26 protein-coding genes and 1 tRNA gene are annotated in these 26,142 nt (G+C 33.9%); 16 read left to right on the top strand and 11 right to left on the bottom strand.

The window, feature by feature from the left end; genetic code table 11:
* Positions 1–101 precede the first annotated feature (101 nt).
* Genes MJQ71_RS09655 through MJQ71_RS09640 form a run of 4 tightly spaced genes read left to right on the top strand, consistent with a single transcriptional unit; the run spans position 102 to position 2,725 of the window.
* On the top strand, positions 102–1,202 hold the full coding sequence (locus MJQ71_RS09655; RefSeq protein WP_238806370.1) for a PepSY-associated TM helix domain-containing protein: 1,101 nt from the start codon (positions 102–104) through the stop codon (positions 1,200–1,202).
* 7 nt (positions 1,203–1,209) lie between these two features.
* Positions 1,210–1,464 carry a YHS domain-containing protein gene (locus MJQ71_RS09650; protein ID WP_238806369.1) on the top strand — a complete coding sequence of 85 codons (255 nt, stop codon included), beginning with the start codon at positions 1,210–1,212 and terminating at the stop codon, positions 1,462–1,464.
* Positions 1,465–1,472: 8 nt separating this feature from the next.
* Positions 1,473–1,820: a cation transporter gene (locus MJQ71_RS09645; protein ID WP_238806368.1), complete on the top strand. Its 348-nt coding sequence runs from the start codon at positions 1,473–1,475 to the stop codon at positions 1,818–1,820.
* A gap of 2 nt (positions 1,821–1,822) precedes the next feature.
* Positions 1,823–2,725 carry a hypothetical protein gene (locus tag MJQ71_RS09640; protein WP_238806367.1) on the top strand — a complete coding sequence of 301 codons (903 nt, stop codon included), beginning with the start codon at positions 1,823–1,825 and terminating at the stop codon, positions 2,723–2,725.
* A gap of 4 nt (positions 2,726–2,729) precedes the next feature.
* Here MJQ71_RS09640 and MJQ71_RS09635 read toward each other — a convergent pair whose 3' ends face one another.
* The 3 genes from MJQ71_RS09635 to MJQ71_RS09625 all read right to left on the bottom strand — a co-directional run bounded on the left by MJQ71_RS09635 (position 2,730) and on the right by MJQ71_RS09625 (position 6,686).
* Complete coding sequence (locus tag MJQ71_RS09635) at positions 2,730–3,089, bottom strand: hypothetical protein (protein WP_238806366.1); 360 nt, start codon at positions 3,087–3,089, stop codon at positions 2,730–2,732.
* An 84-nt stretch (positions 3,090–3,173) separates the two neighbouring features.
* Positions 3,174–4,103, bottom strand: coding sequence for a sugar phosphate isomerase/epimerase family protein (locus MJQ71_RS09630; RefSeq protein WP_238806365.1), 930 nt, complete (start codon positions 4,101–4,103; stop codon positions 3,174–3,176).
* 87 nt (positions 4,104–4,190) lie between these two features.
* Positions 4,191–6,686: a M14 metallopeptidase family protein gene (locus MJQ71_RS09625; protein WP_238806364.1), complete on the bottom strand. Its 2,496-nt coding sequence runs from the start codon at positions 6,684–6,686 to the stop codon at positions 4,191–4,193.
* Between the two features lie 271 nt (positions 6,687–6,957).
* Between MJQ71_RS09625 and MJQ71_RS09620 the strand changes: the two genes are divergently transcribed.
* The 4 genes from MJQ71_RS09620 to MJQ71_RS09605 all read left to right on the top strand — a co-directional run bounded on the left by MJQ71_RS09620 (position 6,958) and on the right by MJQ71_RS09605 (position 9,240).
* A tRNA-Glu gene (locus MJQ71_RS09620) sits at positions 6,958–7,029 on the top strand.
* A gap of 276 nt (positions 7,030–7,305) precedes the next feature.
* Entirely contained in the window at positions 7,306–7,827 is a 522-nt protein-coding gene (locus tag MJQ71_RS09615) for a QcrA and Rieske domain-containing protein (protein ID WP_238806363.1), read from the top strand.
* A gap of 180 nt (positions 7,828–8,007) precedes the next feature.
* On the top strand, positions 8,008–8,643 hold the full coding sequence (locus tag MJQ71_RS09610; RefSeq protein WP_238806362.1) for a hypothetical protein: 636 nt from the start codon (positions 8,008–8,010) through the stop codon (positions 8,641–8,643).
* A 48-nt stretch (positions 8,644–8,691) separates the two neighbouring features.
* A complete protein-coding gene (locus MJQ71_RS09605) occupies positions 8,692–9,240 on the top strand; it encodes a YceI family protein (RefSeq protein ID WP_238806361.1) in 549 nt (182 codons plus the stop codon).
* A 3-nt stretch (positions 9,241–9,243) separates the two neighbouring features.
* Here MJQ71_RS09605 and gldD read toward each other — a convergent pair whose 3' ends face one another.
* Together gldD and MJQ71_RS09595 are read right to left on the bottom strand one after the other, a co-directional pair.
* Positions 9,244–9,840, bottom strand: a complete 597-nt coding sequence (gldD, locus tag MJQ71_RS09600; protein WP_238806360.1) for a gliding motility lipoprotein GldD — start codon at positions 9,838–9,840, stop codon at positions 9,244–9,246.
* Between the two features lie 9 nt (positions 9,841–9,849).
* Entirely contained in the window at positions 9,850–10,350 is a 501-nt protein-coding gene (locus MJQ71_RS09595; RefSeq protein WP_238806359.1) for a phosphoribosyltransferase family protein, read from the bottom strand.
* A gap of 212 nt (positions 10,351–10,562) precedes the next feature.
* On the opposite strand from MJQ71_RS09595, the gene MJQ71_RS09590 reads away from it, so the two are divergent.
* The 3 genes from MJQ71_RS09590 to MJQ71_RS09580 all read left to right on the top strand — a co-directional run bounded on the left by MJQ71_RS09590 (position 10,563) and on the right by MJQ71_RS09580 (position 12,505).
* Positions 10,563–11,000: a DUF4783 domain-containing protein gene (locus tag MJQ71_RS09590; protein WP_238806358.1), complete on the top strand. Its 438-nt coding sequence runs from the start codon at positions 10,563–10,565 to the stop codon at positions 10,998–11,000.
* 160 nt (positions 11,001–11,160) lie between these two features.
* A complete protein-coding gene (locus MJQ71_RS09585; protein WP_238806357.1) occupies positions 11,161–11,649 on the top strand; it encodes a YcxB family protein in 489 nt (162 codons plus the stop codon).
* Between the two features lie 133 nt (positions 11,650–11,782).
* On the top strand, positions 11,783–12,505 hold the full coding sequence (locus MJQ71_RS09580; protein ID WP_238806356.1) for a lysoplasmalogenase family protein: 723 nt from the start codon (positions 11,783–11,785) through the stop codon (positions 12,503–12,505).
* Here the strand turns inward: MJQ71_RS09580 and MJQ71_RS09575 are convergent.
* From MJQ71_RS09575 to MJQ71_RS09560, 4 genes are all read right to left on the bottom strand, one after another.
* Complete coding sequence (locus MJQ71_RS09575) at positions 12,477–12,662, bottom strand: hypothetical protein (RefSeq protein ID WP_238806355.1); 186 nt, start codon at positions 12,660–12,662, stop codon at positions 12,477–12,479. The genes MJQ71_RS09580 and MJQ71_RS09575 overlap by 29 nt on opposite strands.
* Before the next feature lie 114 nt (positions 12,663–12,776).
* Positions 12,777–15,413, bottom strand: coding sequence for a T9SS type A sorting domain-containing protein (locus MJQ71_RS09570; protein ID WP_238806354.1), 2,637 nt, complete (start codon positions 15,411–15,413; stop codon positions 12,777–12,779).
* 94 nt (positions 15,414–15,507) lie between these two features.
* Complete coding sequence (locus tag MJQ71_RS09565; protein ID WP_238806353.1) at positions 15,508–16,617, bottom strand: tetratricopeptide repeat protein; 1,110 nt, start codon at positions 16,615–16,617, stop codon at positions 15,508–15,510.
* Between the two features lie 110 nt (positions 16,618–16,727).
* Positions 16,728–17,381, bottom strand: a complete 654-nt coding sequence (locus tag MJQ71_RS09560) for a collagen-like triple helix repeat-containing protein (RefSeq protein WP_238806352.1) — start codon at positions 17,379–17,381, stop codon at positions 16,728–16,730.
* A gap of 230 nt (positions 17,382–17,611) precedes the next feature.
* On the opposite strand from MJQ71_RS09560, the gene MJQ71_RS09555 reads away from it, so the two are divergent.
* Positions 17,612–18,079: a pyrophosphohydrolase domain-containing protein gene (locus MJQ71_RS09555; protein ID WP_238806351.1), complete on the top strand. Its 468-nt coding sequence runs from the start codon at positions 17,612–17,614 to the stop codon at positions 18,077–18,079.
* Positions 18,080–18,094: 15 nt separating this feature from the next.
* A complete protein-coding gene (gene pepT / locus MJQ71_RS09550) occupies positions 18,095–19,342 on the top strand; it encodes a peptidase T (RefSeq protein ID WP_238806350.1) in 1,248 nt (415 codons plus the stop codon).
* A 51-nt stretch (positions 19,343–19,393) separates the two neighbouring features.
* Here pepT and MJQ71_RS09545 read toward each other — a convergent pair whose 3' ends face one another.
* Positions 19,394–20,350, bottom strand: a complete 957-nt coding sequence (locus MJQ71_RS09545; protein ID WP_238806349.1) for an alpha/beta fold hydrolase — start codon at positions 20,348–20,350, stop codon at positions 19,394–19,396.
* Between the two features lie 140 nt (positions 20,351–20,490).
* Here MJQ71_RS09545 and MJQ71_RS09540 point away from each other — a divergent pair, with 140 nt between their 5' ends.
* The gene (locus MJQ71_RS09540) at positions 20,491–22,152 is read left to right on the top strand and encodes an AMP-binding protein (protein WP_238806348.1); all 1,662 of its coding nucleotides are present in this window, start codon (positions 20,491–20,493) and stop codon (positions 22,150–22,152) included.
* Positions 22,153–22,205: 53 nt separating this feature from the next.
* Here the strand turns inward: MJQ71_RS09540 and MJQ71_RS09535 are convergent, their stop codons facing one another.
* A complete protein-coding gene (locus MJQ71_RS09535; protein WP_238806347.1) occupies positions 22,206–24,359 on the bottom strand; it encodes a S9 family peptidase in 2,154 nt (717 codons plus the stop codon).
* A gap of 213 nt (positions 24,360–24,572) precedes the next feature.
* Between MJQ71_RS09535 and MJQ71_RS09530 the strand changes: the two genes are divergently transcribed.
* Both MJQ71_RS09530 and MJQ71_RS09525 read left to right on the top strand, forming a co-directional pair.
* Entirely contained in the window at positions 24,573–25,082 is a 510-nt protein-coding gene (locus MJQ71_RS09530) for a hypothetical protein (protein ID WP_238806346.1), read from the top strand.
* A gap of 113 nt (positions 25,083–25,195) precedes the next feature.
* Positions 25,196–26,098: a DUF1684 domain-containing protein gene (locus MJQ71_RS09525; RefSeq protein ID WP_238806345.1), complete on the top strand. Its 903-nt coding sequence runs from the start codon at positions 25,196–25,198 to the stop codon at positions 26,096–26,098.
* Positions 26,099–26,142 lie beyond the last annotated feature (44 nt).

Below are 26,142 nucleotides of genomic sequence, written 5' to 3'. Positions count from 1 at the left end.
ACTAAAGATTTTTTTATCAAGATTCATGAAAGTCACTTTAAGCACAAATAGCTATTTTTGTTTACCAAGATTCTATTAAAGTATAATGAAATGTAGAAAATATGAACAACAAATTCAAACGCTTACTTTTTAGCATACATAGTTGGTTCGGACTAATCACTGGAATATTTCTTCTGCTGTTGGGGCTTAGTGGCTCGATTTTAATTTTCAAGGATGAACTTGATGAGATTATTTATCATAAAGTTTTGACTGTCAAGCCTGAGGAGAAAAAACTTCCGCTGGATAGTTTGTATCAAATTATTACAAATAAATACCAAAATTTAGACGGAATTGCTTGGCTAAATCCATTGGCAGAAAAGGACCAATCTTATCATTTTAGACTCTATTTGAACGATGCTCGCTTAGAATCTTATGATTTAGGAGCGATAAATATTAACCAATATTCAGGTGAAATATTGCGTTCAGGGCGAAGCGATGATTTGGAAGTTGGTTGGATTGAATGGATTTTTGAATTTCATTTTTCATTTCATCTTGGAATGCCTGGGGCAGCATTAGCCGCCATTTTTGGACTGACGATGCTCATTTCTATCATCACTGGTTTTATTGTTTACAGAAAATTTATTTGGAAAGTATTGACTTTCAAAGTAAAAATCAAAACCAAAAACTGGCGAATGTTAAGCTCTGATTTACATCGAGTTGTAGGAGTTTGGTCTCTTTTGCTTAATGTGATTGTGTTTTTTACTGGTTTTTGGATGAATTTATTTGCATTTGAAGCTGAAACGTGGAAAAAAGAAACAATCCCGACTCCAAATAATACTTTGGTGAAGGTATCGCTTGATAAAATGTATGTCGAAAGTCTTGAAAAAATGCCTGATTTAGTTCCAAGTTATGTGTATTTACCCACGCAGCCTGAGAAAAAATTTAGTGTTCGTGGTAATCTGAAAGGCCAAAACCTAATGTTTGCAGGTGGAAATGTGGTAAGATTTGATGCTAATACAGGCGAATTCCTAAATATTGGTCGATTCAGTGATTTAACATTTTGGGATAAAGTAGAAGCCTTGTTTTTCCCGCTTCATGTTGGAAATTATGGCGGAATTTCAGTCAAAATTCTTTACGTAATTCTTGGATTAACCCCTGGTTTTTTAGCCATTACGGGCTTTATGCTTTGGTGGAGACGAAAAGTAAAAACAAATAAAATTTAAAAATAATATGAAAACTCAATTGATTACCTCTCTTTTTGTCTTATTCGTTAGCTTTTCTGTTTATGCCCAAGAAGACAAACCAGCACAAAAAGACAAGAAAATTGCTGAAAAAGAGGTAAAATCGCAAGACCCTGTTTGTCACATGAAAGTAGCAAAAAATACTAAAATAACCTTTAAACATAAAGATAATACGTACGGTTTTTGCGGTGAATCATGTAAAGAAAGTTTTGTGAAAAATCCAGATAAATATATCAAGAACTAAGAAGTTTTATGAATCGCCAAGATTTTATTTCTACGTTAACACTATCATTATCAGGTGTTTATGCGAGTGCCTTTGATAAGCCTGCTGAATGTACTATTCATACAAGCAGGGTCTGTGATAGATGCAAATACAATTTGGGTAGAAATATTATTTTTGAAAAAGGCGTGAAAGATGTAGTAGTTGATGTTTCTCAAAAATTAATAACAATCAAATATGATTCTAGCAGAACTACGTCAGAAAGAATAAAGAAATATATCGTTTCAATTGGCTACGATGCTGACGAATTGCGAGCAGATGTATATAAAAGAGAGCAAATAAGAGATTGTTGCTTAATGGATGTGAAAATTTGTAAATAATTATGAAGAAAATACTACTTATACTGTTGATTATGAATCGTTTATCAGCAGCAGCTTGTGACTTATGCGGTTGTTCAAATGGTAGTGCTTTTGTTGGGCTTTTGCCTCGTTCGGGTACACAGTTTGTTGGAATGCGATACCGCATCCGCACATTTGACTCGCACTTAAATAGCCAATTATTGAAAACAAAAGAAGAATACCAAACCCTTGAGGTTTGGGGACGCTTTTATCCTGTAAAAAAACTGCAAGTATTGACTTTTTTGCCTTACAATGACAACCAACAAACAATGCTTTATTCGGGTACAAAGACAAGTAAAAGTGGTATTGGCGATGCTTTACTTTTGGCTCATTATAATGTGCTGAATACGTTTCTAGACACAACAAACACATCTGGATTATACCATAATTTGATGATTGGTGGCGGAATTAAACTGCCAACAGGTAAGTTTGAATACGGATATAGTGATGCAGAAGTTAATCCAAATTTTCAATTGGGAACAGGTAGTACAGATTTTTTGCTCAGTGCAATTCATACTATTAGGTATAAAAAGTTTGGTTTGAACACTGAAATCGGTGGAAGACTTTCGACCAAAAGTAATGAACATTATCGTTTTGGGAATCGTGTAAATGCGTCAATAACAATGTTTTATACAAAAAACTGGGGTAGTTTTTCGATAATGCCAAATGTCGGAACAACAATTGACTATGGATTTAAAGACCATAAAGAAGGTAAACTTAACTCTCTAACAGGTGGCTATTCGTTACTGGGAAGTATAGGATTTCAAGCGTATTATCGTAAAATATCTACTGGTTTTACTTTTCAAGAACCAATTGTACAAAATTTAGGTGGTGGTGAATTAAAAATACTACCGCAATGTGCTGTTTATTTAACTGTAGGTTTTTAATTTTTTATTCTAATATTTCCCAGCCATCAGCTTGTGGGTCATATTTTGCAAATTCTCCCGAATCACATAACTCGGAAGCCAACATTCCTATTTCAAATGCATCATCATAACTTGCTCGTAGGAATAAGCCAGTAGAAGTAATTATTGCTTTCATTCCTTCAAAAAGGGGGTTTTTTAGCGAAATCCCCCTTTTGTATTCTTTCGTTATTTCATAATTATGTTTTAAAATTCTTTCCTTTAGCGACTGTATTTGTTTTTCAGTGAAAGGAATTAAATTTTTATCATTATCAAAAAAAACTTCTGATTCAGCTTCCATTTCAGCCAGCATGGTTTGTGCTGTATAAACTTGAATATTATAACTCATTTTCAAATATTTGTATTACCAATTAATGATTTTTGATGCTTGAAAAGCCTTGATAGACAATGATTTATACAAAATAAATGCTGATTACAGAACACTTCTTAATAAATCAACACTTTTTTGAACGCCTGTTTTAGGGTCTTCTTTTCCTTCAAATTCAATTGAAATGTAACCTTGATAATTATTTTTTTTCAAAATATCTACAATGCGTTTGTAATCCAAGTCAAGCGTGTACCATTCTCCGCCACCATAATATGTTTTGGCTTGAACAAAACTTGTTTGCGAAGCAATTTTCTCTAATTTATCATACGGATTTTCCAAGAAATTACCTGTATCCATCAATAATCCCAACCATGGTGAATCAATGGCATTTTTGATTCTCAACATTCCTTCTGGCGTTGAACCCAGCCCCCAATGGTTCTCAAGAGCCAATAAAATTCCGCATTCTTCGGCTTTTTTCATACATTGTTGAATACTATCAATACACCATTTGAAGGCTTCATCTTCGGTATAACCTTCAATGGCAGGTTCAATACCTCGTTTTGCCATGAAATCATCAAAGGATTTGATTGTTCCCCAGCGTCCCGTATTTAATCGCATACAAGGAATGCCCATTTTATAGGCTAATTCAATACAATGAATTGTATGGTCGATGTGCTGTTTCAAAACTGCTTTATCTGGTGAAACAAAACCTTGATGAATAGAAAGGCAAGTCATTGCAATTCCATTAACAAATGCGTGTTTTTTGAGTTTTTGTAGATAAGCATTATCTTCACCATCCATTTGTCTGTGAAGTACATCAATGCCATCTAAGCCCATTTTTGCAGCTTCATCAATCACTTTTTCAATAGGAAATCTATCACCTTTGAAGTGCCAATATGAATAACTTGACACACTTAATTTGATTCTACTTGTAGTGTTAAGCGTAGGTTTTTGAACTTCGGCAAAAGCTGGTGTTGCAAAAGCAGCGGAACTTAAAGCCGCAGTTTTCAAGAATGAGCGTCGAGTATTATTCATAAGTATTGTTAGGTTTGAGATTCATGGTCTGAGATACGAGAGAAAAAATCTGCAATTTTGTTTCTCGTATCTCAGACCTTATTCTTATCAGTTCACTGTAAAAAGAGCATTGCCAAAAATTAATTTTCCTGAATACCAAAAACCTCTAAAAAGTGGGCCGTCGGCCATGTAAACGATTTTTCCTTTTCCCAATTCTTGTACCCCAAAAATTAAACTATTTTTCATTTTTTCTTTGGCAATTTTTCCTGCAAAACCAGTTATATGATTATTGTCTTTAAGATAACCCACATTCCAGCCATCTTTCAAATAATCAAAATTATATACATCTCTGACAAGTGAATAATAAACACCGTCAGTACCGTAGCCGAGTGGATGAGTTTTATCAATTTCAACCTTAAAAATAGCACCAGGAATTTGATCCATGATGGCTTCACGTTCACGAGTACCGTAGGTTTTTAATTCGACTTTATCATTCAAGTTTGATTCTTTTTTACGTTTAAGGGCATAACCATCTTTGTCAGCAAAATACCCAGTTGCACCTTCAAGGGCAATCACTTTTCCACCATTCTGAATCCATTTTTTTAAGGCATCGCCATTGCCAAATATTCTATCATAACTTCCATCGGCTAGCACTATTACATCCAATTCATTTAGTGGTACACGAGAGAATGAACTACCTTCAATTACAGTAATTGGATATTTGATTTGTTGTTCAAAGAAATGCCAAACTTCACCAAAAGCGGTTGAAACAACTCCATCACCCGCAATTAGAGCTACTCTTGGATTTTTAAGTACATTTACTGAACTCGAACCAAAATCATTACCACTCGAAACCATTCCTGATGTAGTTGCTAATAAGTTGATATTGAAAGTTTTAGCAGCCGATTGAATGATTTTGTCAAAATTTTCGCCTAATCTTTCATTATTTGTTCGAGTAATAACCAATGAACCTGCATCAAATTTTAGTCCGTCCATTTCAAATGGATTTTCATTAAATCTCACTTTGATACCTTTTGACATTATTTGTGATAAGAATTTTACATCTTCAAATGATTTCCATGCAGCTACATAAGCGTATGGTTTTCCTTCAAAGTTTTGTGAAATAGCGTTACTACTTTTATTATTTCCTGCAACAATTTTCTCTTTGGTTGCAAATGTTTTTAAGCCATAACCATAAGCTAGTGACCAGCTTGTCAGGTCATAAGTGACAGAATCTTCGAGAGCAGTTTTTGGTTCAAAAAGAATTTTCACTAAAGTGCCTTTTGGTTGAAAAGTGCTGATAATCAAGTCGTTTGGTTCTATTTTAAAACTTTCATCTTTTAGACTTTGGTAACCAAAACCTGTTGAAGTTGCTTCTTTGGCAGCAAAACCATAATTAATTTGGAGTTTATCTAAAAGGCTTGTCAAGGCTTGAACTTTGGCTTCATCGCCTTTGGTTTTCATCACAAAAGATTTATAAACGCCGTAACCATTTGCTGTTTTATCGGTGAAAAACTTAGTAAATTCTTCCACAGTTTTATCCGCTCTACTCGAAATTGCTTCTAAAGAACCCATACTCGTAGCAAAATGATGAGAAATTCGCTGCGAAAGTGTGAGTGTGTCACCATCTTCTTTGGCAATTGCCAAACCAGCTCGTCCGCCACCACCTTGCTCGTAGGTCATACCGATTGCACCGTTGTACGACGGATAAGTATCGCCATAGCTAGGGTAGAGTAAATCGTAATTTTCTTTCGAGAAATAAAGCCAATAATTTTTGTCGAAATATTTTTTATTGAATTCACCCAAAGTTTGTTGAAACTCACGTTGCCATTTGGTTAAATCTTCGTGATATGGTTTTGCCGAAGGTGGGAAATAGTAAGGGGTATTATAGCCCATTTCATGGAAATCGGCATGTAAATGAGGCATCCATTGGTTATAAAGTTTCACCCGTTGTTGCGAAATTTCTTGTGTTTGCCATGCCCAATCTCGGTTTGGGTCAAAAATATAATGCGAAAATCGTCCACCTGGCCAAGGTTCATTGTGTTCAATGGCAAATGGAGTTGCATTTCCGCCTTGATTAGCCACTCTGTTGTACCATTGGGCGTAACGGTCTCTACCATCAGGATTAATGCAAGGGTCGAGGATTATGACGGTATTTTTTAATACTGCCTGAGTCGTTGCATTACTTTTGTTTAATAATTCATATAAAACTTGTAAAACTGCTTCCGAACTTACTGCTTCATTGCCATGTACATTATAACTCAACCAAGCAATGGCAGGAACTTTTGCTGTTGGGTTTCCATCAAGAAGTCCAATACTTTTAAGATTGTTGGTTCTAATCTCTTCAATTTTTGCCAAGTTTTCAGGCGAAGCGATGATTGCAATCATCAACGGGCGGCCTTCAAAAGTATTGCCATAGTCAATAGTTTTCACCTGAGTTGGATTTTGAGCCGCAACGTATTTTACGTAATCAACTATTCGGTGATGAAAGCTGAATTTTGTACCAAGTTTGTAGCCAAGAAATTCTTCTGGAGTTTTGGTAGTTTGAGCTGATAAGTTTAGAAAACAAAAAAGCAGAATCATTATTGAGGAAATCCTTCTCATTAGGCAAAAAGTGTTTTAGAAGTGTTATATTAAAGAATCTTCAAATATAGATAAGAGAAAAATAAATTACGATAGACAAGCCAAGTATTTATTAAATTATTTGAAAAAACCAATTTTAATGGGTTGAATATGATTTTACGAAGCTATTATATGAATTTTAGAAGAATGTTTAATTATTTTGTTTTTTTTTTAGGTGGGCTATTGCGTATTAAAATCTTTGTTGTACTTTTGCACCACGATTTACAAACGCAGACGATAAATGGAACCAGCCGGCCCTATCGTCTAGCGGTTAGGACAAGTCCCTTTCACGGATTAAACAGGGGTTCGATTCCCCTTAGGGTCACAATTGAATGCGTTATGCAAATCGTAAATGCCTGATAATCAACTAATTGTCAGGCATTTTTGTTTTATGCTGTTTTTGAATCTTCATTTTTTTAATTTCTCAGAAAATTAAAACGTAAGAATCTACTTTAATTTTATAAATCTTTTTTTTCAATTCGCTGCAACCTTGCTCCAATTATCTCCGTAAGTATTATAAATTAAAATTACTGGGTTTTCTGAATTGACGAAGACTCTTCATAAAAAGAATTCTAATCCAAATTAATTATATTTTTCAACCATGGAAACAACTCAATTAAGTAGAGGCCAGTTTTTAAAGCAGCTCGGATTGAGCAGTGCAGCATTGATGTCATTTTATTGTTTAGGAACAACTATGACAGCATGTACGAGCAAATCGGATGACCCAACACCAACTGGTACAACACCTTCAACTACAACTCCATCAGGAAATGGCTCAACCGATACTGGTATTACTGGTACAACGAAAGGAAGTTCTATTGATTTTACCATAGACCTTACTAATACAAACTTTAAAAAATTGAAAACCGATGGGGAGTACACTTACGTTGAAGATATTATTATTGCAAATGCAAAAGGTGTTTATGTAGCATTGTCTAAAATATGCACACACCAAGGAAGTACGATTGATTACAGAAGTGGAACGGCTGATTTTAAATGCCCAAATCATGGTTCGGAGTTTAAAACTGATGGTACAGTACAAAAAGACCCTGCTGCAAAAGCTTTAAAAGCATACAAGGTTGAAGTTTTGAATAACGGTAATTCGATTAAGATTACTGAGTAATTTTTTTTCATATTTCAGGTGCGATAAAACCAACTTTATAGCTATTTCGTATCTGAATTATATGGTAAATGATTAGGGGTATGTGTAGTGAAAAAATAAAGAAAGCCAATCTAATTTTGGCTTTCTTTTTAACTTAAAAATTAAATTTCTATTTATTCATTCTTGTCAAGGACTTTAAAAATGAAAAAAATCTATCTATTAATTGTATTTTTTGCTTCAATTACCTACACTTTTGCTCAAAATGATGCAGATAGCCTTTTAAATGATTTAGATAAAACATCTGAAACAACAAGACTATTACCTAAACGAATGCTTTTGTCTCAACGAATTTTTTGGGGAGAAAAGGGGCTTTACCGAGCGGTTGGCATTGCTCCAAAATTAACGCTTGCAAATAGAGAAAAAGAATTGAAAATTCGCCGTAATATGTTTAAAATTCACCAAGCAGTTGGGTTTTTGACGGCCGCAGGAATGATTACTCAAGGGATATTGGGTTCGAGATTATATAACCCAGATACATACAGCGATAAATTGAAGAAAATACATGGAGCAACTGCCACAGGCGTTAATGTTGGTTATATAACAACAGCCTTGATGGCTTTCACTGCACCTCCGCCGTTGATTAATCGTAAAGGAATAAGCAATATTAAAGTACATAAATACTTGTCGTACATACATCTTTCGGCTATGATTTCGACAAATATTTTAGGTCCTAAAATAAAAGAAGATTACAAGCTAAAGCCTTATCATCGTGCTTCTGCTTACACGGCTGTTGGAGCATATTTAGGTTCGATGATAGTATTAAAATTTGAATTTTAATATTAGCTAGTTGTTGGGTTATACACAGAAATTATAGCAATGTTAAAAATGAAAATATACCACAAATACTTATTATTACTGCTACCTTTATTGGCATTTACGTCAAAATCAGACAGTTCGAAGCTGATTGCAGATAAAAGAATATCAACTGTTACTTATGCCATGAATCATCCTATGCATGCTTGGGAGGGCGTTTGTAAGGATGTAAATTCGGTTATTGTTTATGATAAAGCCACAAAAACTATTCAACAAGTAGCAGTGTCGATTAAAGTTGATGCATTTAATAGTGGTAATGCTAACCGTGATTCGCACGCAATGGAAGTATTGGAATCACTGAAATTTCCGAAAGTAACCTTTGTTAGTTCAAAAATAAAAAGCTTAAGTGATATGCTAACCGTGGAAGGAAATTTGAATTTCCATGGAATCTCTAAACCAATAACAATTGTAGCATCAAGGGAAGATTTTATTAATAAATTAGTAATTGAAGGTAAATTTGATGTTTCATTGACAGATTTCAAAGTTGAACGTCCATCACTTTTTGGATTAAAAACAGATGATATTTTTAATGTGAAATTCAAACTGATTTTTAATCTTTAAAATCTATTGCCATTTGAGTGTTTCTAAAATATGGCGAGAATCCACTTTCATATAGTCAATAATTGGTTTTAGCGAATCATTTTCGGTAGCGGTCATTAAATATACTGCTCCACGCAAATAATGTTTGGTACTATCAGTTACAAAAAATTGATATGGACTTGGCACTTCACCTTCTAGCTCAAAAATTACTGCCTTTTTCCCATTTTTTGTTGTAAGAAGTTTATCCGTGATTGAATATGCTTTTTTATCATGGTTAAAAGCTAATTTTGCGGCATCTGCCATCATTTTTTGCAGCCTATTAGGGTCATTGTTTACTGGCTTATAAGTAAACTGAATACGGGTATTAAATTTTGGATAAAAAACAATAATCCAATGTGGTTCTGCATTTTTAAATGTATCTTTTTGAATAATTGCATTTTTTGAATATTCAAATGAATAAGGATGCTCATTTGCAAGTGTTTGATATTCGTGCATTGGTAAATCAATTCGATTAAAACCTCTTGGTTTAGGAGCGAATTCGTTATTAGAAGAATGACAGCCCATCAGTCCAAATCCACAAAGTACTAATCCAAAAGCCTTGATTATCAATTTTTTACGCATAATTTTGTTTTAATATAGATAAACGCCTGTTTTTTCTTCATCACCCAAAATTACTTGAATATGTTCGTTTAGAGTAGTTGATAATGAATAACCAACAAAATCGGCGGACATAGGAAATAGTGGATGATTACGGTCAACAATGACTGCTACTTGTAATTTTTTTATTGGAATGCTTAAAAAAGGTCTCAAACTAAATGCCAAAGTTTTGCCAGTATTAAGCACGTCATCACATAAAACGATATTTTTATTACGAAAAGTATCTACGTCACTTTCAATCTTAATATCTGGTTGCTCATTTGCTAACTTGTCGAATGTTAGTTTTGCAAGATGAATTTCTAGTGTTGAGATTTGTCTCAACTCCTTACTGAGTAATGCTGCAAAATGATAACCTTCGCCGTTGATTCCTGCAATGATAAGTGAAGATTCATCGAAATTTTGCTCATAAATTTGATAAGCAATTCTACGAATTTTTTGGAGCGTTTGGGTACGGGTTAATAATTGATTCGACATGAAAAATAACTATTTTTTTGTTTCAACTTAAATTTATTCAAATCAAAGCTATTCTGCCATAATATTCAATAGAAATATTTTTAATTAACAATAAAATAAATTGCTAAAAAACGTGTCCGTTGGATAATTATTTGGCATAATTTGTGCGAGTGATTTATGTAGAATATTCCTTAAAGAGTATTATGAAACAAAGATACTAAAACTTAATCATTATGAAGGCCGTGAAATACTTAATGTCAGTAATCATTTTTATTTTTCTTACAAGTGCAACCAAACCAAATGACAACATTGTAAAGAGAACTAAGGAAGATAATGAGCTTGCTGACCGAATTAGGATGTCGTTTAGAGGGGGGAATCCTCGAATGCTTGCAAGTTGCTTAAATCAACAGATTGAACTCGTGATTGATTCTGAAAAAATTGATTTTCAAAAAATTTCGTCTCAACAAGCAGAACAAATATTCAAGACATTTTTTCAAAAAAATCCACCTTTGGCATTTCAATATGTTTATCAAGGAGCCTCAAATACAGATTTACGGTATAGTGTTGGCACATATCGAAGCCGAAACAAAGATTTTTTGGTTTATATTCTAGTTAAAAGAGCTGAAGCCAATAAATATGTTATTGATACGATTCAGTTTAGAGAAGGATGATAAAAGTTAGTATTTATCTTTGTTAATCAAGAATTAAACGAAATTAAAGCTTCAATTCGTAAAATAATAAGAAAGGCTCTGTTATTATCAGAGCCTTTTTCTATTTTTGTGGCTAGAATATAAATAAAGCTGATTTAGCAATTAATGACAACAAAATAAAATGATAGTTAAAACCAAAAAATTTGCTTTAGACAAAAAAGAGTATGTAAGTATTTCGTTTAAGCGTCACATGAAAAGTGATTGGAAATGGTTGTTGATTCCAGCAGCAATTTTTTTATTAGGCTTAGTATTACATTTTACAGGAACGTATAAAAACTGGTGGATTCCAGTGGTTTCAGTTATTGGTGGAGGACTTTATGTGCTTTTTTGGTATGCTCAATTTTATGCAGCCTCACAAATGGAACAAAACAAACAAATGTTTGATAAGTTTTTGTACGAAATTGATAGTCGCCAAATTTTAGTGAAAATTAATGCGAAGGAAGGTGGTGTGATGAAGTGGGAGAGTATTCAATCTGCTGAAAAAATGGCTGACGCTTTTTTACTTATTATTGGAAAAGGGCAGTTTTTACGCTTTCCATTTACTGTGTTTAATAGTGAACACGATTTGAAATTATTTGAATCAATTTTGAAAAGAAAAGAATTATTGTAAATAAATCGCTTCGTAGCCCATTCGTTTTTATGCAAAAAAGTAATCAAAAAATATATTTTTTTGATTACTTTTTTGCATATTACAAACTAAATATCAAACTGTTTTTCTAATCTTGATAAATGGGCTATTTTACATGAAGACTCTTATACAAATAATTTATTTTGGAGTAATTCCTGTTGCCATTTATTCTGATTTTTGCGAAAATTCCAGTTTTTTAAGAGAAATTGGGGGTTTCGAGGCAATTTCTAATTTAATTCTGATTTTTTATTGTGTTCAATTTAGAAAATCAAAGTTTATACACAGAGATTGGCTGTTGCTCGAAGCATTACTTTTTACTTGTGCCTGTGGCTCACTTTTGTTGCTTTTTCAAGAAAGTGAATTACTGATGTTTATCAACACAATCGGATTCTATCTCACACAGTTTGTTTATATCAATATCTTTCGCAATGAAGGGAGTATTCTTCCGCCTTTTAATACTGTTTTTAGAGAATGGAAAATGCTTATTCTCACCACATTATTTCTAATCGGATTGGTTTTCTTGATAGTTCGATTTATTCCAACAACACTTTTGGTATTGAGTTTTATCTATTCAACTCAAATGATGTTATTGTGTTGGATGGCCTATTATAGACCAATTGCCAAAAAAGAATACATAGAAGGTTTAGTTGGCGTGTTCATTTTAGTGATGTCCAATTTGTGGTTAACCATAAACCTTTTTTATAATACCTTTCCATACAAGATTTCGTCTTATTTTTTCCTTTATGCTGTATCTCAATTTTTAATTGTACAGAGCATATTAAGAAATAATTCAAAATCTTCTAAAACTTCTAACTCGCCATTAGATAGTCTATTGTAGCCAAATCGGTTGCTTCTTCAACACTCATTCCTTGTCCAAGATAAGCAAGCGATGTTCTTAAATAAATTAATTCATCCTGAAAATCAGGTCTAACGCCTCTCGTTTGTTCGAGAATTTGTTCAATATACTCGTTCGGAATTTGAATAGTTTCTTGCATAGTTTTATAGTTTTGAATTGTAGCTATGCAAATAACAATATCAATGCCAAAGCCAGTTATTAAATAATATTGTTAGCTAATGGATACAAAAATGCTAAGACTGATTCTGAAAATTTATTCGATGATTGTTTTTAAAACCTTTGTTAAATTTCCAGACATTATTTTAATGAAATAAAGTCCTGATGGAAAGTTATTTAACTCGAATTTCTTGCCAATTTTTAAAGCTTTTGGTTGTAGCGATTCTTCATAACATGTTCTACCTAAAATATCAACAATTTGTATTTTATTAATATTGATAAAGTCGGTTTTAATGGTAAAACTACCAGTATTTGGATTCGGAAAAAGAGAAACTGTCATTCCATAGAAATCATCAGATTGAGGAGATTTTTCGGTCAATAAATCAGTTTCCCAAATTCCACGCCCAAAAGTAGCGGCATATAGCTTTTTGGTGGATTGATTGATTTCGAGTTCATGCACTATTACATTTGGTAAATTGCTCATCAAAGGTTTCCATTCTTTTGTTCCTTCTACCAAATAATATACGCCAATGTCCATCGCTACATACAATATGTCGGTTTGTTGGTCTGACTGATAAACGATACAATTTGCAGGAAGATTTGGTAAATTAAAGCTAATGTTTTCCCAGTTTTTTCCACCATTACTTGAATAATAAACCTTTTTCCCCTCTTCAAAATTGCTTAAAGTAGCCCAAACTCGGTCTGGAAAATTATTGTCAACTTCGAGATAAGTCACATACGAATCTTTGTAAATATCATTGGTAATATTTTCCCAAAATTGGCCATTGTTTTCAGTTCGCCACAGTTCTGCCGATTGTTTTAGCGTTGGAGTAGATTTTTTTGCGATATAAATAATGTTAGCATTGTTTTTTGGTACCGCCAGTGCCGTTGAAACTTGTGGATAACGAGTTGTTCCATAAATTTTGAAGTTTGAGATAGTTTTGATTTTACTTCTATCTTGCCCAATTTCTAATTTATGTACATTTCCTCCCGCAATTATTACTTGATTACTTTTTTCGTTAATCAAAAATGGGGTTGTCCATTCTCCTGTATCTTTATTATTTATTGGAGGAAATACCGTTGTTTCTTGTTTTTTAGTGTCAAGTTGGTCGAAAAATGAAATCAGTCCATACTGAGAAGAGCCATAAACAAAATTGTTAGTCAATGCACCTTCCATACCATCACCGCCGAATTCGCTTGTCCATGGATTATTGTTTTGGCTCAAAAACATATTGTTATCTTGAGCTCCAGTGATAATTTTTTTTCCGTCCGTCGAAAGTCCTAATCTGTAGCAAGAAGTAGCATTAATGCCTTTTGAAATAAATTTCCAAGAAATATTAAAGTTAGTATTGGCAATGATTTCTTTGGTTGAAAAAACGCCACCGTCATTGCAGAGGTAAATTGTTTTGTTGAGCGGATTATATTCGAGAGCGTGCTGGTCTGGATGAATGGTATTATAGCCCGTTGCTTGTTTCCAAGTATTGCCTCCGTCAGATGTTTCGTTTAAAACTAAGCCTCCGACATAAACGGTTTGAGGTTTAGTTGGATGAACCATGATACATAAATCATAAAAGCCTTGTCCGCCCGAAAGACCATAAGCAGTTGATAATAAATTACCTTTAAAGGTAGATTTTTGCCAAGTTTCGCCACTATCAAAACTTCGGTAAAATCCTTCAAAACCATTGTTTATATCGCAAGTAACGGCATAAATGAGATTCGGATTACTTGGTGAAATCGCTATTTCGATTCTTTGAGCAGTTTTTGCACCTATATTTGTCGGAAGTAATTTCCAGGTATTACCTGCGTCTTCAGATTTCCAAAGTCCAGCTTCACCTTGTTTTGTGGTAGCTACATATACTGCTGATGCAAATAATATGTTTGAATTGATGGGATGCTGAACCAATGCTGAGGACATTTTATCCAAAACTTTGTTAGACCAAGAGTCTCCACCATCGAATGATTTATAAATTCCTTTGGTTCCGACAACAACTACTTCTTTCGAGTTTCGTGGATTTACCCAAATTGTTCGAGTGATTGAGTTAATTCCTTCTGATAATTGATTTTTTAGCCCTGTTTGTTGCCAAGTTTGGCCGCCGTTTGTGCTTTTCCAAACCCCAATTCCGTAGTAAGTATTTCTTTTGCGGTCAGCGGTGTACAAGTCATAGCCAATATATGCAAAATCAGCTAGTGAAATATAAATAGTTTCGGCATTATTAGGGTCAATGGCTATGCTACTAATCCGAAGAATGGGCAAATTATCTCCAATCGGTGTATATGACTCTCCTCCATTTGTTGTTTTCCAAATACCACCTTGACCAAAGCCAATATAAAAGGTGAGACTATCTTTTGGGTGAAAAGCGATACAATTGACTCTTCCAATTCCAAATAATTCCGAGCTTCCATACGGCCCAATTGGCACCCATCCCGAAGCTTTTTTTCGAGCATTTTCTGACGTTTTTCGAAGGTTTTCTAGTTCATTTGAAGTATTTAAAAGTAATTCGCTTGAAGGCATTTTGCCAGCTGTATCAATGCGTCTAAGTAATTCATTTTCGTAGCGAGCCATCCATTTCCAACCACGAGTTCCAACCGGTTGACGGTTCAACCAATTCTTAAATTGTTGTTCATGTTGAAACAAGTTTGAAGCATTATCTAAACTTGGAATATTTTCAGGAGCATTTTGAGCAAAGACAACTAATTTATATAAAATGAGAAATAAAGTAAAGGTTCTTTTCATGTAAGGTTGAATTAATTAGTTGCCATCAAATACTTTTATTTTGAATCAAAGAAAAAGTAGTTTTTTATATTGACGAAATTTAAGTTAAAAGTGCTTACTTTAAAAATTTATTTGCTTCGTTTATGGTTGATTTATATTCGGCATACTCTAAGCATTTTTTATAAAGTTCTTCCGCTCTTTTTTTATTTCCTCCATGCAATGAAATTCGAGCTAAACCCGCATAAGCCATTGCATAATAATCACTTGTGTATCTATCGCTTGGTTGTATTTTCAATACATTTAGATAAGATTCTATGGCTAATTTGTCATTTTTTTTGGCTTTTTCGTTTGTCAAACCTTCAAATAAATTGCCAGCTAAAATATATACTCGGTCGTTTGATTTTTTTAATCTATTAATTAAGGGAGCCGCTTCTTCATATTTTCCATTCATAATCAAACTTTCTGTATGACGCATGAGGTATATTAAGTTATTGGGGTATTTTTCATTAAGCCATGTTGAATAAATCAATGATTTTTGATAATTAGGTTCATATTTTAGATGAATACCTGTAAGATAATAGGCTGCCTCCGTTCGAGAAAAAGTAGATTTTACAACCGCTTGTTCGAGTTGTTGAAGTCCCAATTTTTTATTTCCTTCTTCAAAAAATAGCATTATTGGTTTAACAATTGGATGGGTTTCAGGATATTGAATTCGATAGAAATTATAAATGCCAGAAGTAAATAAAAACTCAGGATTTTTTTCAGTAAGCTGTTTGCCATCTCTCAAATAACCATATGCTTTTCGAGCTTCGTTGGCAGCTTTTACTTGTTCTTTTTTGTAGTTAAGAACCAATGCAATATAACCATGAGATGCAACCAAAAAAAATGTAGCTTCTGCTTTTTTTGATGGGTCGTCTAGCATTCCTTCTGCTAATTCGATACATCTTTCTAATAAAATGAGGTATTGATTTAGAGCTTTTGGACTCTGTTCGATAGGTAAATTTTGCCATTGAATTTCAAGGGCATTAAGTAAAGGTGTAACAGGATGTTTTGGATATTTGATTTTTACAGGTTGAAAAAATACACTAGCTTCCTTGAAATCATAATTATATAATTTATCTAAACCCTTAACTATTAATTGTTTAGAGTCGTTATCATTAAGAAGTTGTGCAAAAGAAGGGATTTCAAGGAGAAATAAAATTAAAAATAAGAATAGTCTTTTCATGTAATCGTTGAGATGTATAATATTACTAACGAATATTATGCAAAAAAAGCCTCCCGAATGGAAGGCTTTTTTTGAGGCTTCGTAACTTACTGTAATTGTGTAGTTTACGATTAATACTTGTGTTCAGCTAAGTAAGTCATCACTGCATCACGGCTTCTTAGGTTTACACCTTCGTTTTGCATTGCTTGACCAACTGTTTTCTCAATTGTTACATAAGAGAAAGTAAGGTCTGTTTGTGGTGCATAGCTCTTAATACCACCGATTGCAGCGGTTTGTGAACTGTAATAGAATGTTACTTTGCCAGTTTCATAACCAAAATTAACTTGTTCGGTTGCACCGTCAGTTTCTTTGATAATAACACGTGGTAAAGCTACAAATTGAGTACCAACTTTAACAAAAGCTACAACAAACATAGTTGCTTTTACGTTAGCATCAGCTACTGCATAAGCACCTGTTTTACCAGTTGCACCAGTTCCAATTCCAGCTGCATCAACTGTTACCCAGTCAGCTACTTTTACTGTCACTTCTGTTCCTTTTACATTGGCATTGCCATTTGTTCCGTTTGCACCAGTAGCACCAGTAGCACCTGTAGCCCCCGTTGCACCAGTCGCCCCTGTTGCACCAGTCGCCCCCGTTGCACCAGTAGGACCTTGAGGACCAGTCGCACCAGTTGGGCCAGTTGGACCTTGATCTCCTCTACATGACCATAAAGCAATCGATAATGTTAATGATAATACTGAAAGAACTCTATAAAATTTGTTCATGATTTGATGGGTTTTGATTTTTTGGCTTCAGTTACGTAGCAATATTATTGAAATTTGTTCAACTTTGCAAACGCTAATATCGCTTTATTTATTTTACGGCAAAAATTTTTTTGCAACAAAATGAGTATAAAAAATTAGGAAAAGCATTTTTCTACAAAAAAACACAAAAAATAACGTTTTTTCGACTAAAACAACTTATTTTACAAATAATAAATCAGAATATCCATTTTATGCAAAATTTAGATTGCCTTAATCAAGTTGCCGAATTTCATCGGACTTTTAAACACCCAATTTTAGACCAACCTACAATTCCTTCTCCACAAAGATGCGACCTAAGAGTGTCTCTGATTGCTGAAGAACTCAAGGAGCTACAGGAAGCAATTAATGATAAAAACATTGTAGAAATTGCTGATGCTTTAGCTGATATTCAATATGTACTTGCAGGGGCAATCTTGGAGTTTGGCTTGGGTGAAAAATTTAGACAAATTTTTGACGAAGTGCAACGGTCAAATATGAGTAAGGCCTGTGAAACGGTGGAAGAAGCGGAAGCTACAATAAAACATTATGCGGGAAAAGGAACAGAATCCTATTATAAGGAAATAGAAGGCAAGTTTTTGGTGTACAGAAAAGGCGATGACAAAACCTTGAAAAATATCAATTACTCACCTGCTGAATTGGCTAAAATTGTCAATGCTTAAAAATCGAATATATTAATGAGTAATAATATAACCCTTGATGTTGGTAGCAGATTTTTGAATTATGTAAAGATTGATACCCAGTCAGACCCTAACTCAAATACAAATCCATCGACTGAAAAACAGAAAGATTTAAGTCGAATTTTGGTACAAGAATTATTAGATATTGGTATATCGGATGCTCATTTGGATGAATGGGGCTATGTTTATGCAACTATTCCTAGTAATTCTGATAAAAAAGTGCCGACAATTTGCTTTTGTTCGCATGTCGATACTTCGCCCGATTGTAGCGGTGCTAATGTGAAGCCAATTGTTCATTTTAATTGGCAAGGAAATGATATTATTTTACCCGATGATAACGCTCAAATTATCAAAGTTGAGGAGCATCCAGACCTGAAAAGTCAGATTGGGAATGATATAATTACTGCGAGTGGGACAACGCTACTTGGAGCGGACAATAAGGCAGGAATTGCCGAAATAATGGCTGCTGCGAAATTTCTGATGAATAATTCGGAAATAAAGCATGGAACAATTAAAATATTATTTACTCCTGATGAAGAAGTTGGACGTGGGACTGAAAAAGTTGATTTAGAAAAACTTGGAGCTGATTTTGCCTATACAATGGACGGCGAAAGTTTAGGAACACTTGAAGATGAAACTTTTTCGGCTGATGCAGTGACTTTGACGATTCATGGAGTTAGTACGCACCCAGGCTTTGCGATTGGTAAACTTGAAAATGCAATGAAAATTGCAGGTGATATTTTGTCAGCTTTACCAAAAGATACACTTTCTCCCGAAACAACTGAAGGAATGGAAGGTTTTATACATCCAACTCAAATTTCAGGAATTCAAGAATCTGTAAAACTTGATTTTATTATTCGTGATTTTACTGTTAAAGGACTTAAAGAAAAAGAAAACTTCTTGCAAAATATTGTTAATCAAACGCTTGAGTTTTATCCAAATTCAAGCATTGATTTTAAAATTATTGAGCAATATCGTAATATGAAAGAGGTTTTAGTCAATTATCCGCATGTGGTTGATTTTGCGATGGAAGCAATTGAAATGACAGGAATCAGACCAGAAAGGCGAAGCATAAGAGGTGGAACGGATGGTTCAAGATTGTCTTTTATGGGGTTGCCGTGTCCGAATATTTTTGCAGGAGAACATGCTTTCCACTCAAAATTAGAGTGGGTTTCGGTGCAAGATATGGAAAAAGCAACCCAAGTTATCATTAATTTGGTGCAAATTTGGGAGAAAAATGCCTAAAAGTCATTAAAACAGAGCTGATTTAGTAGATGCTAAATCAGCTCTGTTTCACTATTTGAGAAAAGTTTTTACAACAGCCACCGTTGATTCAGCATCTTCTTCCATTGGTGTATGCCCTAAATTTTTGAAAATAACTAACGTGTCATTTGGCAAATCAGTATGAAATTTTTGAGCCACATCCAACGGAATCAAAAAGTCATTTTCTCCCCAAATAATAAGTGTTGGAATTTGTAAACTCTTGATTTTTAGGCTATTATCACTTTCTAAACCCTTTGCTCTAAATGCCGACATTCGGTCAATGAATGCTTGACGATTGCCTTCTCTAAGCGATAATTCAAAATATCTATCTACTAACTTTTCGCTTACTTTACTTTTGTCGCTATACACGTTTTCTACGCTTTTTTGGATAATTGACCGAGGTGTTACATATTTGAATAGATTTTTTATAACTGGAAGCCCCGCAAGTTGAAACGCTATCGGAACTGACTTTGATTTCATAGCGTATCCACCAGCATCAACTAAAATCATTTTTGAAACTTTTTCTGGATATTTAACCGCAAAATTCCATGAAATTGAGCCACCGAGAGAGTTTCCACCAATGATACATCTTTTTACACCAATTTTCGTCAAAAAATCATTCACGAAAGTGGCGTAATATTGTTGGGAGTAATCACCCGCAGGATTTGGGCCTGTTAGTCCATAAGCAGGTAAATCTAGTCGAATAACTCGTTTGTCTGTTTTTAAAGCACTTACCCATCCATCCCAAGTATGCAAACTTGCACCTGTGCCGTGTAACAAAACCAGCGGAATACTATCATTTGGATCTCCTTCATCACGGTAATGCACTTGTAATCCATTAATTGTAACAAATTCAGATTCTTTATCTGTATATTTTTTGATGAGGACGTCGAGCGGAATATCATTTTCCCAATAAAAAGTTGTACTTCCAACGATAATAATTATAAAAAAAAGTAAAATATACTTTAAAATTTTTGTTAAGGTTTTCATTTTTAGGTTGTTTTTAGCAAAACTAATATTTGTTTGATAGATTTAATAGCTAAAATCAAAATCATTTTTCTTGGTAATATTTTATTTTTTCGTTTTTTTGTGCAAATTTGAATATAAATCACTAAACCTGTTAAAACGCTATGAACATTTCACCCGATAAGACCTTATTGGATTATTTTTACCATTGGGAAGCCACTACACCAGATAATATATATTTAAGACAACCCTTTGGAGATACTTTTAAAGATTTTACATGGAAAGAAACAGGGCAGCAAGCAAGAAGTTTGGCAACATATTTACTGTCATTAAATTTACCTCCAAAAAGTAATGTTGGTTTAGTGTCAAAAAACTGTGCCGAATGGCTCATAGCTGATTTTGCAATTATGATGGCTGGTCATGTTTCAGTGCCATTTTATGCGACGCTAACACATACACAAATCAATCAAGTACTTACTCATAGTGGTTGTGAAGTGCTTTTTGTAGGTAAATTAGATGATTGGGCAGGAATGAAATCAGGGATTCCTGAAAATGTAAAATGTATATCATTTCCGACATATAACCCTGATGCTGCTCATGTACAATGGAATGATATTTTGAAAAACTATGCTCCTTTAAAAACCAACTATTTGCCTGATTTAGAGGATGTTTTTACCATTATTTATACTTCTGGGACGACAGGAAACCCGAAAGGTGTAATGTTGAAATACAGTGCGATGTCAAACGGAATTTATCAAACACGAGATATTGCTCAGTTGAATTATCCGAATAGCCGTTTTTTTTCGTATTTACCGCTTTGTCATATCGCCGAACGCAACATTATTGAAGCAGCCGCTGTAACCATTGGCGGAACAATCTATTTTGCAGAAACGCTCGAAAGTTTTGCGAAAAACTTGGCTGATGCCAAACCTACCCATTTTTTGGCTGTTCCACGGATTTGGACAAAGTTTCAGTTAGGAATTTTAGCCAAAATGCCCGAAAAGAAACTAAATACGCTACTTAAAATACCAATTGTAAGTAGTTTAGTAAAGAAAAAAATTCGCCAAGGATTAGGCTTAGACAAGGCCATTGTTATTTTAACTGGAGCTGCTCCGATGCCAAATAGTTTGATTGTTTGGTTCAGAAAATTAGGAATTGTTATCCAAGAAGCCTACGGAATGACCGAAAATTTAGGAGCAGTTTGCATGATGCCTAAAAACAATATTAAAGATGGAACTGTTGGAAAACTTTATCCAGGGATGGAAGTGAAAATTTCTCCTGAAAATGGAGAAATTCTTACTCGTTCAAAATGGAATATGGTGGGTTATTATAAAGAGCCAACTTTAACTGCCGAAACAATTGATGCAGATAATTGGATTCATACAGGTGATGTAGGCGAACTTGATACCGAAAATTATCTCAAAATTACGGGTCGTGTAAAAGAAATGTACAAAACATCTAAAGGAGAATATGTTGCTCCAGCCCAAATCGAATTCGGTTTTGCTGATAATAATTTTATTGAACAAATATGTGTTGCAGGAGGAAATCTACCTCAACCAATTGCTTTAATTGTTCTGTCAGATTTGGGTAAAGCAACTGATAAACAAGTAGTTAGAGAAAGTTTGGAAACTACGCTTAAAACCCTAAACCCTCATTTGAAATCATACGAACGAGTACAGCGATTAATAGTTTTGCGTGAACCATGGACAGTTGAAAATAACAAAATGACACCCACACTTAAAATTAAACGAAATGTAATAGAAAAAGAATTTGCTACTAAATTAGAAGGCTGGTACGAAAAATCAGAAATTGTAGTTTGGGAATAAATTATTTTGTAGATAAATAAAAAGGGCGTATCTGATACGCCCTTTTTGATGTTTTATTTTAGAAGACCTTCTGGAATTGGTTTTTCTAGAAGATGCTTGTAGATAAACTGCGTTTTCAAATTATCGAAATGAAGCCCTTTGTTTCCTCCCCAACCGTGTCGGCCATTTGGATAAAGCATAAATTCAAAGTTCTTTTTAGAGTCTTGCAATTTACTTATCAATTGAATGCTGTTTTGCATGTGTACATTATCATCCATTGTACCGTGAACAATTTGTAAAACGCCTTTCAATTTATCAGTATGCGTCATTACACTCGCTGACTTATAACCTTCTGGATTTTCGACAGGAGTATCCATATATCTTTCGGTATAAGCACTGTCGTAAAGTCCCCAGTCGGTTACGCTTCCGCCCGCCATTCCGTGCGTAAAAACGTCACTTCCATAAGTAAGAGCATAACAACTCATGTAACCACCATAACTAAATCCTGTGATACAAATTTTTGTTGGGTCTGCTATTCCTTTGTCTATCAATGATTTAACCAAAGTTTTGTAGTCTTTCATTTCCCAATATCCCAAATTACGGTGCATATATGCAACGCCTTCTTTTCCAAAATGCCCACTTGCTCTATGATCTAAAGCAACCTGTATAATGCCTTCTTTTGCATACCATTGTTGACGTACACTCCATGTCCATTGGTCATAAACTGTTCCTGCATCTGGACCACCGTAAATACTAATCAAAACAGGGTATTTTTTACCAGCAATCATGTTTTGCGGATAAGTAATGGTCATAGGCAAATCATAAATTCCATCATCACTTTTTACTCTTAAAAGTTCGGTTTTGGCTAAATTATAATTTTCCATTTCCGTACCTTTTATTGTGCCTAATTCTCTTACTAATTTTCCGCTATTGTCAACAGCAGCCATTTGTGTTGGTGTATTAATATTTGAATAGGTTGTAATAAAGTATTTTAGATTTGGCGAAAAATTGATATTTCTGTTATTGAATTCACCAAAAGTGAGACGTTTTAAACCTTTTCCATCGAATCCAACTCTATAAAGGTCGAAACGAGCAGTATTTTCTAAACCACGAGCATAGAAATAAACAACACGGTTCTTTTGGTCAATTCCTTCAACAGATTTTACCGTATATTTTCCATCAGTAATATTGTTTTTAAATTTTCCATTAATATCATACAAATACAATTGTTTCCAACCTGTTTTATCGCTAATAATCATCATTTCTTTGCCACCATCCATAATCGTGAGGCGTTCATCGGCTTCGTCAATACCTATCCAAGATGTTTGCGTTTCGTTGTAAATTTCCTTTTTACTTCCATCTTTTGGAGAAACATTGTAGAGTTTTAAATTGTCATTTCCACGATTTATCCATTGAAGCATTAAGCCGCTACCATCAGGCAACCATGCTGGCCAACCGAAATATTGTTCATCTTTTTCATTGAAATCTGCCCAAGTTGTAGCTCCGCCATCAGGAGAAACAAAACCAACTTTTGCTTCAGGATTTGGATCACCACTTTTTGGATAGCGAGTTTCTTCAATAAAACCATGTTGTCCTTCACTGCTATAAAGTGGAAACATCGGTGTTTTTGATTCGTCAAAACGCATATAAGCAATTTTTTTGCTATCAGGACTCCACCAAAAAGCACGGAAACGAGTTGGTCGCCCAAATATTTCTTCCCAATAAACCCACGTAGCGTAGCCATTTAAGATAGTTTTTGTGCCGTCATTGGTGAGCTGAATTTCTTTGTTATTTTTAAAACTAAATGTATAAAGATTATTTTCTTTTGTGTAGGCAATAAAGCTACTATCTGGCGAAAAAAGGGCATTCTTTTCTTCTGCTTTATCGTTGGTCAATTGAATCTCGTCATTGCCACTTTTCAAATAAAGATTGCCATTTTTGGTAATGATTGATTTTACAGGCTTTGCTTTTGGATTCAAAATTTCTGGTGTCGCTTCGGTTATTTTTCCACTGCTCAACTCCAAAACCATTGTTTTACTTTCACCGTCAGGCGTAAGTTTTTGTGTTATTAATATTCGCTCATCATCAATCCAGCGATTGATAGTTGGAAGGCTTTGTGAAAAATTTTGAGGTGTTTTTCCTGCAATCAAATCTTTGTCATCAAAATCTTTCTTTTGTGCAAAAATCGCTGTACTTGCAAGACACAATAGTAATAGTGTTTTTTTCATCTTTAATAGTTTGGAGATTAAAATTTGGCGTAAAATTAGTAAAAATGTTGGATTTTAGAAGTGGCAATTTTCTTGGCAAAATATTGCGAAAATGTTGAAGCTTTTTAATTTTTATTTTGCAAATGGCTACTAAAAATATGATTTACATCATTTTGAGTTGAAAAATCAATCAATAGATTTGGTTAATATTCACTAATTCTAACCTTTTACAAAATGACTAGTTTTAGAGTTCGTCCTAAATTTAAAATCACTTCTGACAAGAAAATTGATGACCTCGTCACGCTTTTGGCTGATGGATTAGAAAAGACCATTCTTCCTGTGGAAGGAAAGGTCTTTAGTACACATGGATTATTACGAATTATTCCTTCACAACAGCATTTTTGGTCGCCTCAATTGAGCATTTCTTTTGAAGAAACAGATGAAAATAAAACAATTATTCGTGGAATGTACGGTCCACATCCGAGTGTTTGGGCAGCTTTTTTGATGGGCTATGTACTTTTTGGCTTAGGAACATTTTTCATCACCATGATAGGTTTTGTCAGAATGAATCTAAAACTTGATGCTTCAATTTTGTGGATTGTACCTTTTCTTATCGGCGGTTCGGCAATTTTGTGGCTAATGGCTCAAACTGGACAAAAAGTAGGAGCAGAGCAGACTTTCACGATTCATCATTTTTTTGAAGAATCAATAGGCGAGCAAATTCATATCAGCAAAATTTTATAAAAATAAATAAATATTCTACTTATTTGGTAGATTAAGTATGATGGTGTAGTTTTGTGTTTTGAATCAATGTTTATATTATTTTTATAAGCATAAAATTACATCATCATAAAATCATGAAAAAACAACAACAAACACCATATAAGTCGGTATTATCATTCCTGCTAATCATTGTTTCATTGTTTGCTTTTAAAAAAACAGAAGAAGACTCAGCTTACGAAAAAGAAATAAAAGCATGGCATCAGCAACGAATTGATAATTTAAAGAAAGAAAATGGTTGGTTAAATTTGGCTGGATTATTTTGGCTAGAAGAAGGAAAAAATTCGTTCGGCTCAAATTCTGACAATAAAATTGTATTTCCAAAAGATAAAAGTAAGCCGTTTTTAGGTGATTTTATTTTGTCAAAAAATGAAGTTTATATTGAAACCAAAGCTGATGCCGAAATTTTTAATGACGAACAAACAGTTGGTAAGTTGAAAATTTTTCCTTCAGAAAAAAATATTACTTTAAAACATCAGTCTTTGCGTTGGTTTGTCATAAAACGTGGCGACCGTTATGCAATTCGATTGAGAGATTTGGAAAGCCCTTTTTTAAAAGAATTTCATGGAATTGATACTTTCCCGATTGACGAAAAATGGAAAATAAAAGCTACTTTTGAACCAACAATTGGTAAGAAAATTCCGATAATTGATATTACAGGACAAACTTCGCAGCAAGATTCTCCAGGAACACTACATTTTACAATTGCAGGAAAAAATTACACTTTGGATGCACTTCTAGAGGGCGAACACTTATTTATTTTGTTTGGTGACAAAACAAATAAAGTGGAAACGTATGGTTCTGGTCGTTTTTTGACAGCGGAAAAGCCTGATAGTGAAGGTGTTACATATCTTGATTTTAATAAAGCTTATAATCCACCTTGTGCGTTTACGCCGTATGCAACTTGTCCGTTGCCACCCAAACAAAATCAATTATCAATTGAAATAAAGGCTGGCGAAAAAAATTACGGACATCATTGATAGATTTAGGAATCAGAAATAAATTTTTTGAATAACCTCTAAAT

The organism is Emticicia aquatica (assembly GCF_923079645.1).
Taxonomy (GTDB): domain Bacteria; phylum Bacteroidota; class Bacteroidia; order Cytophagales; family Spirosomataceae; genus Emticicia; species Emticicia aquatica.
The sequence above is the reverse complement of the archived record's forward strand: the minus strand, read 5'-3'. Positions and strand labels throughout refer to the sequence as shown.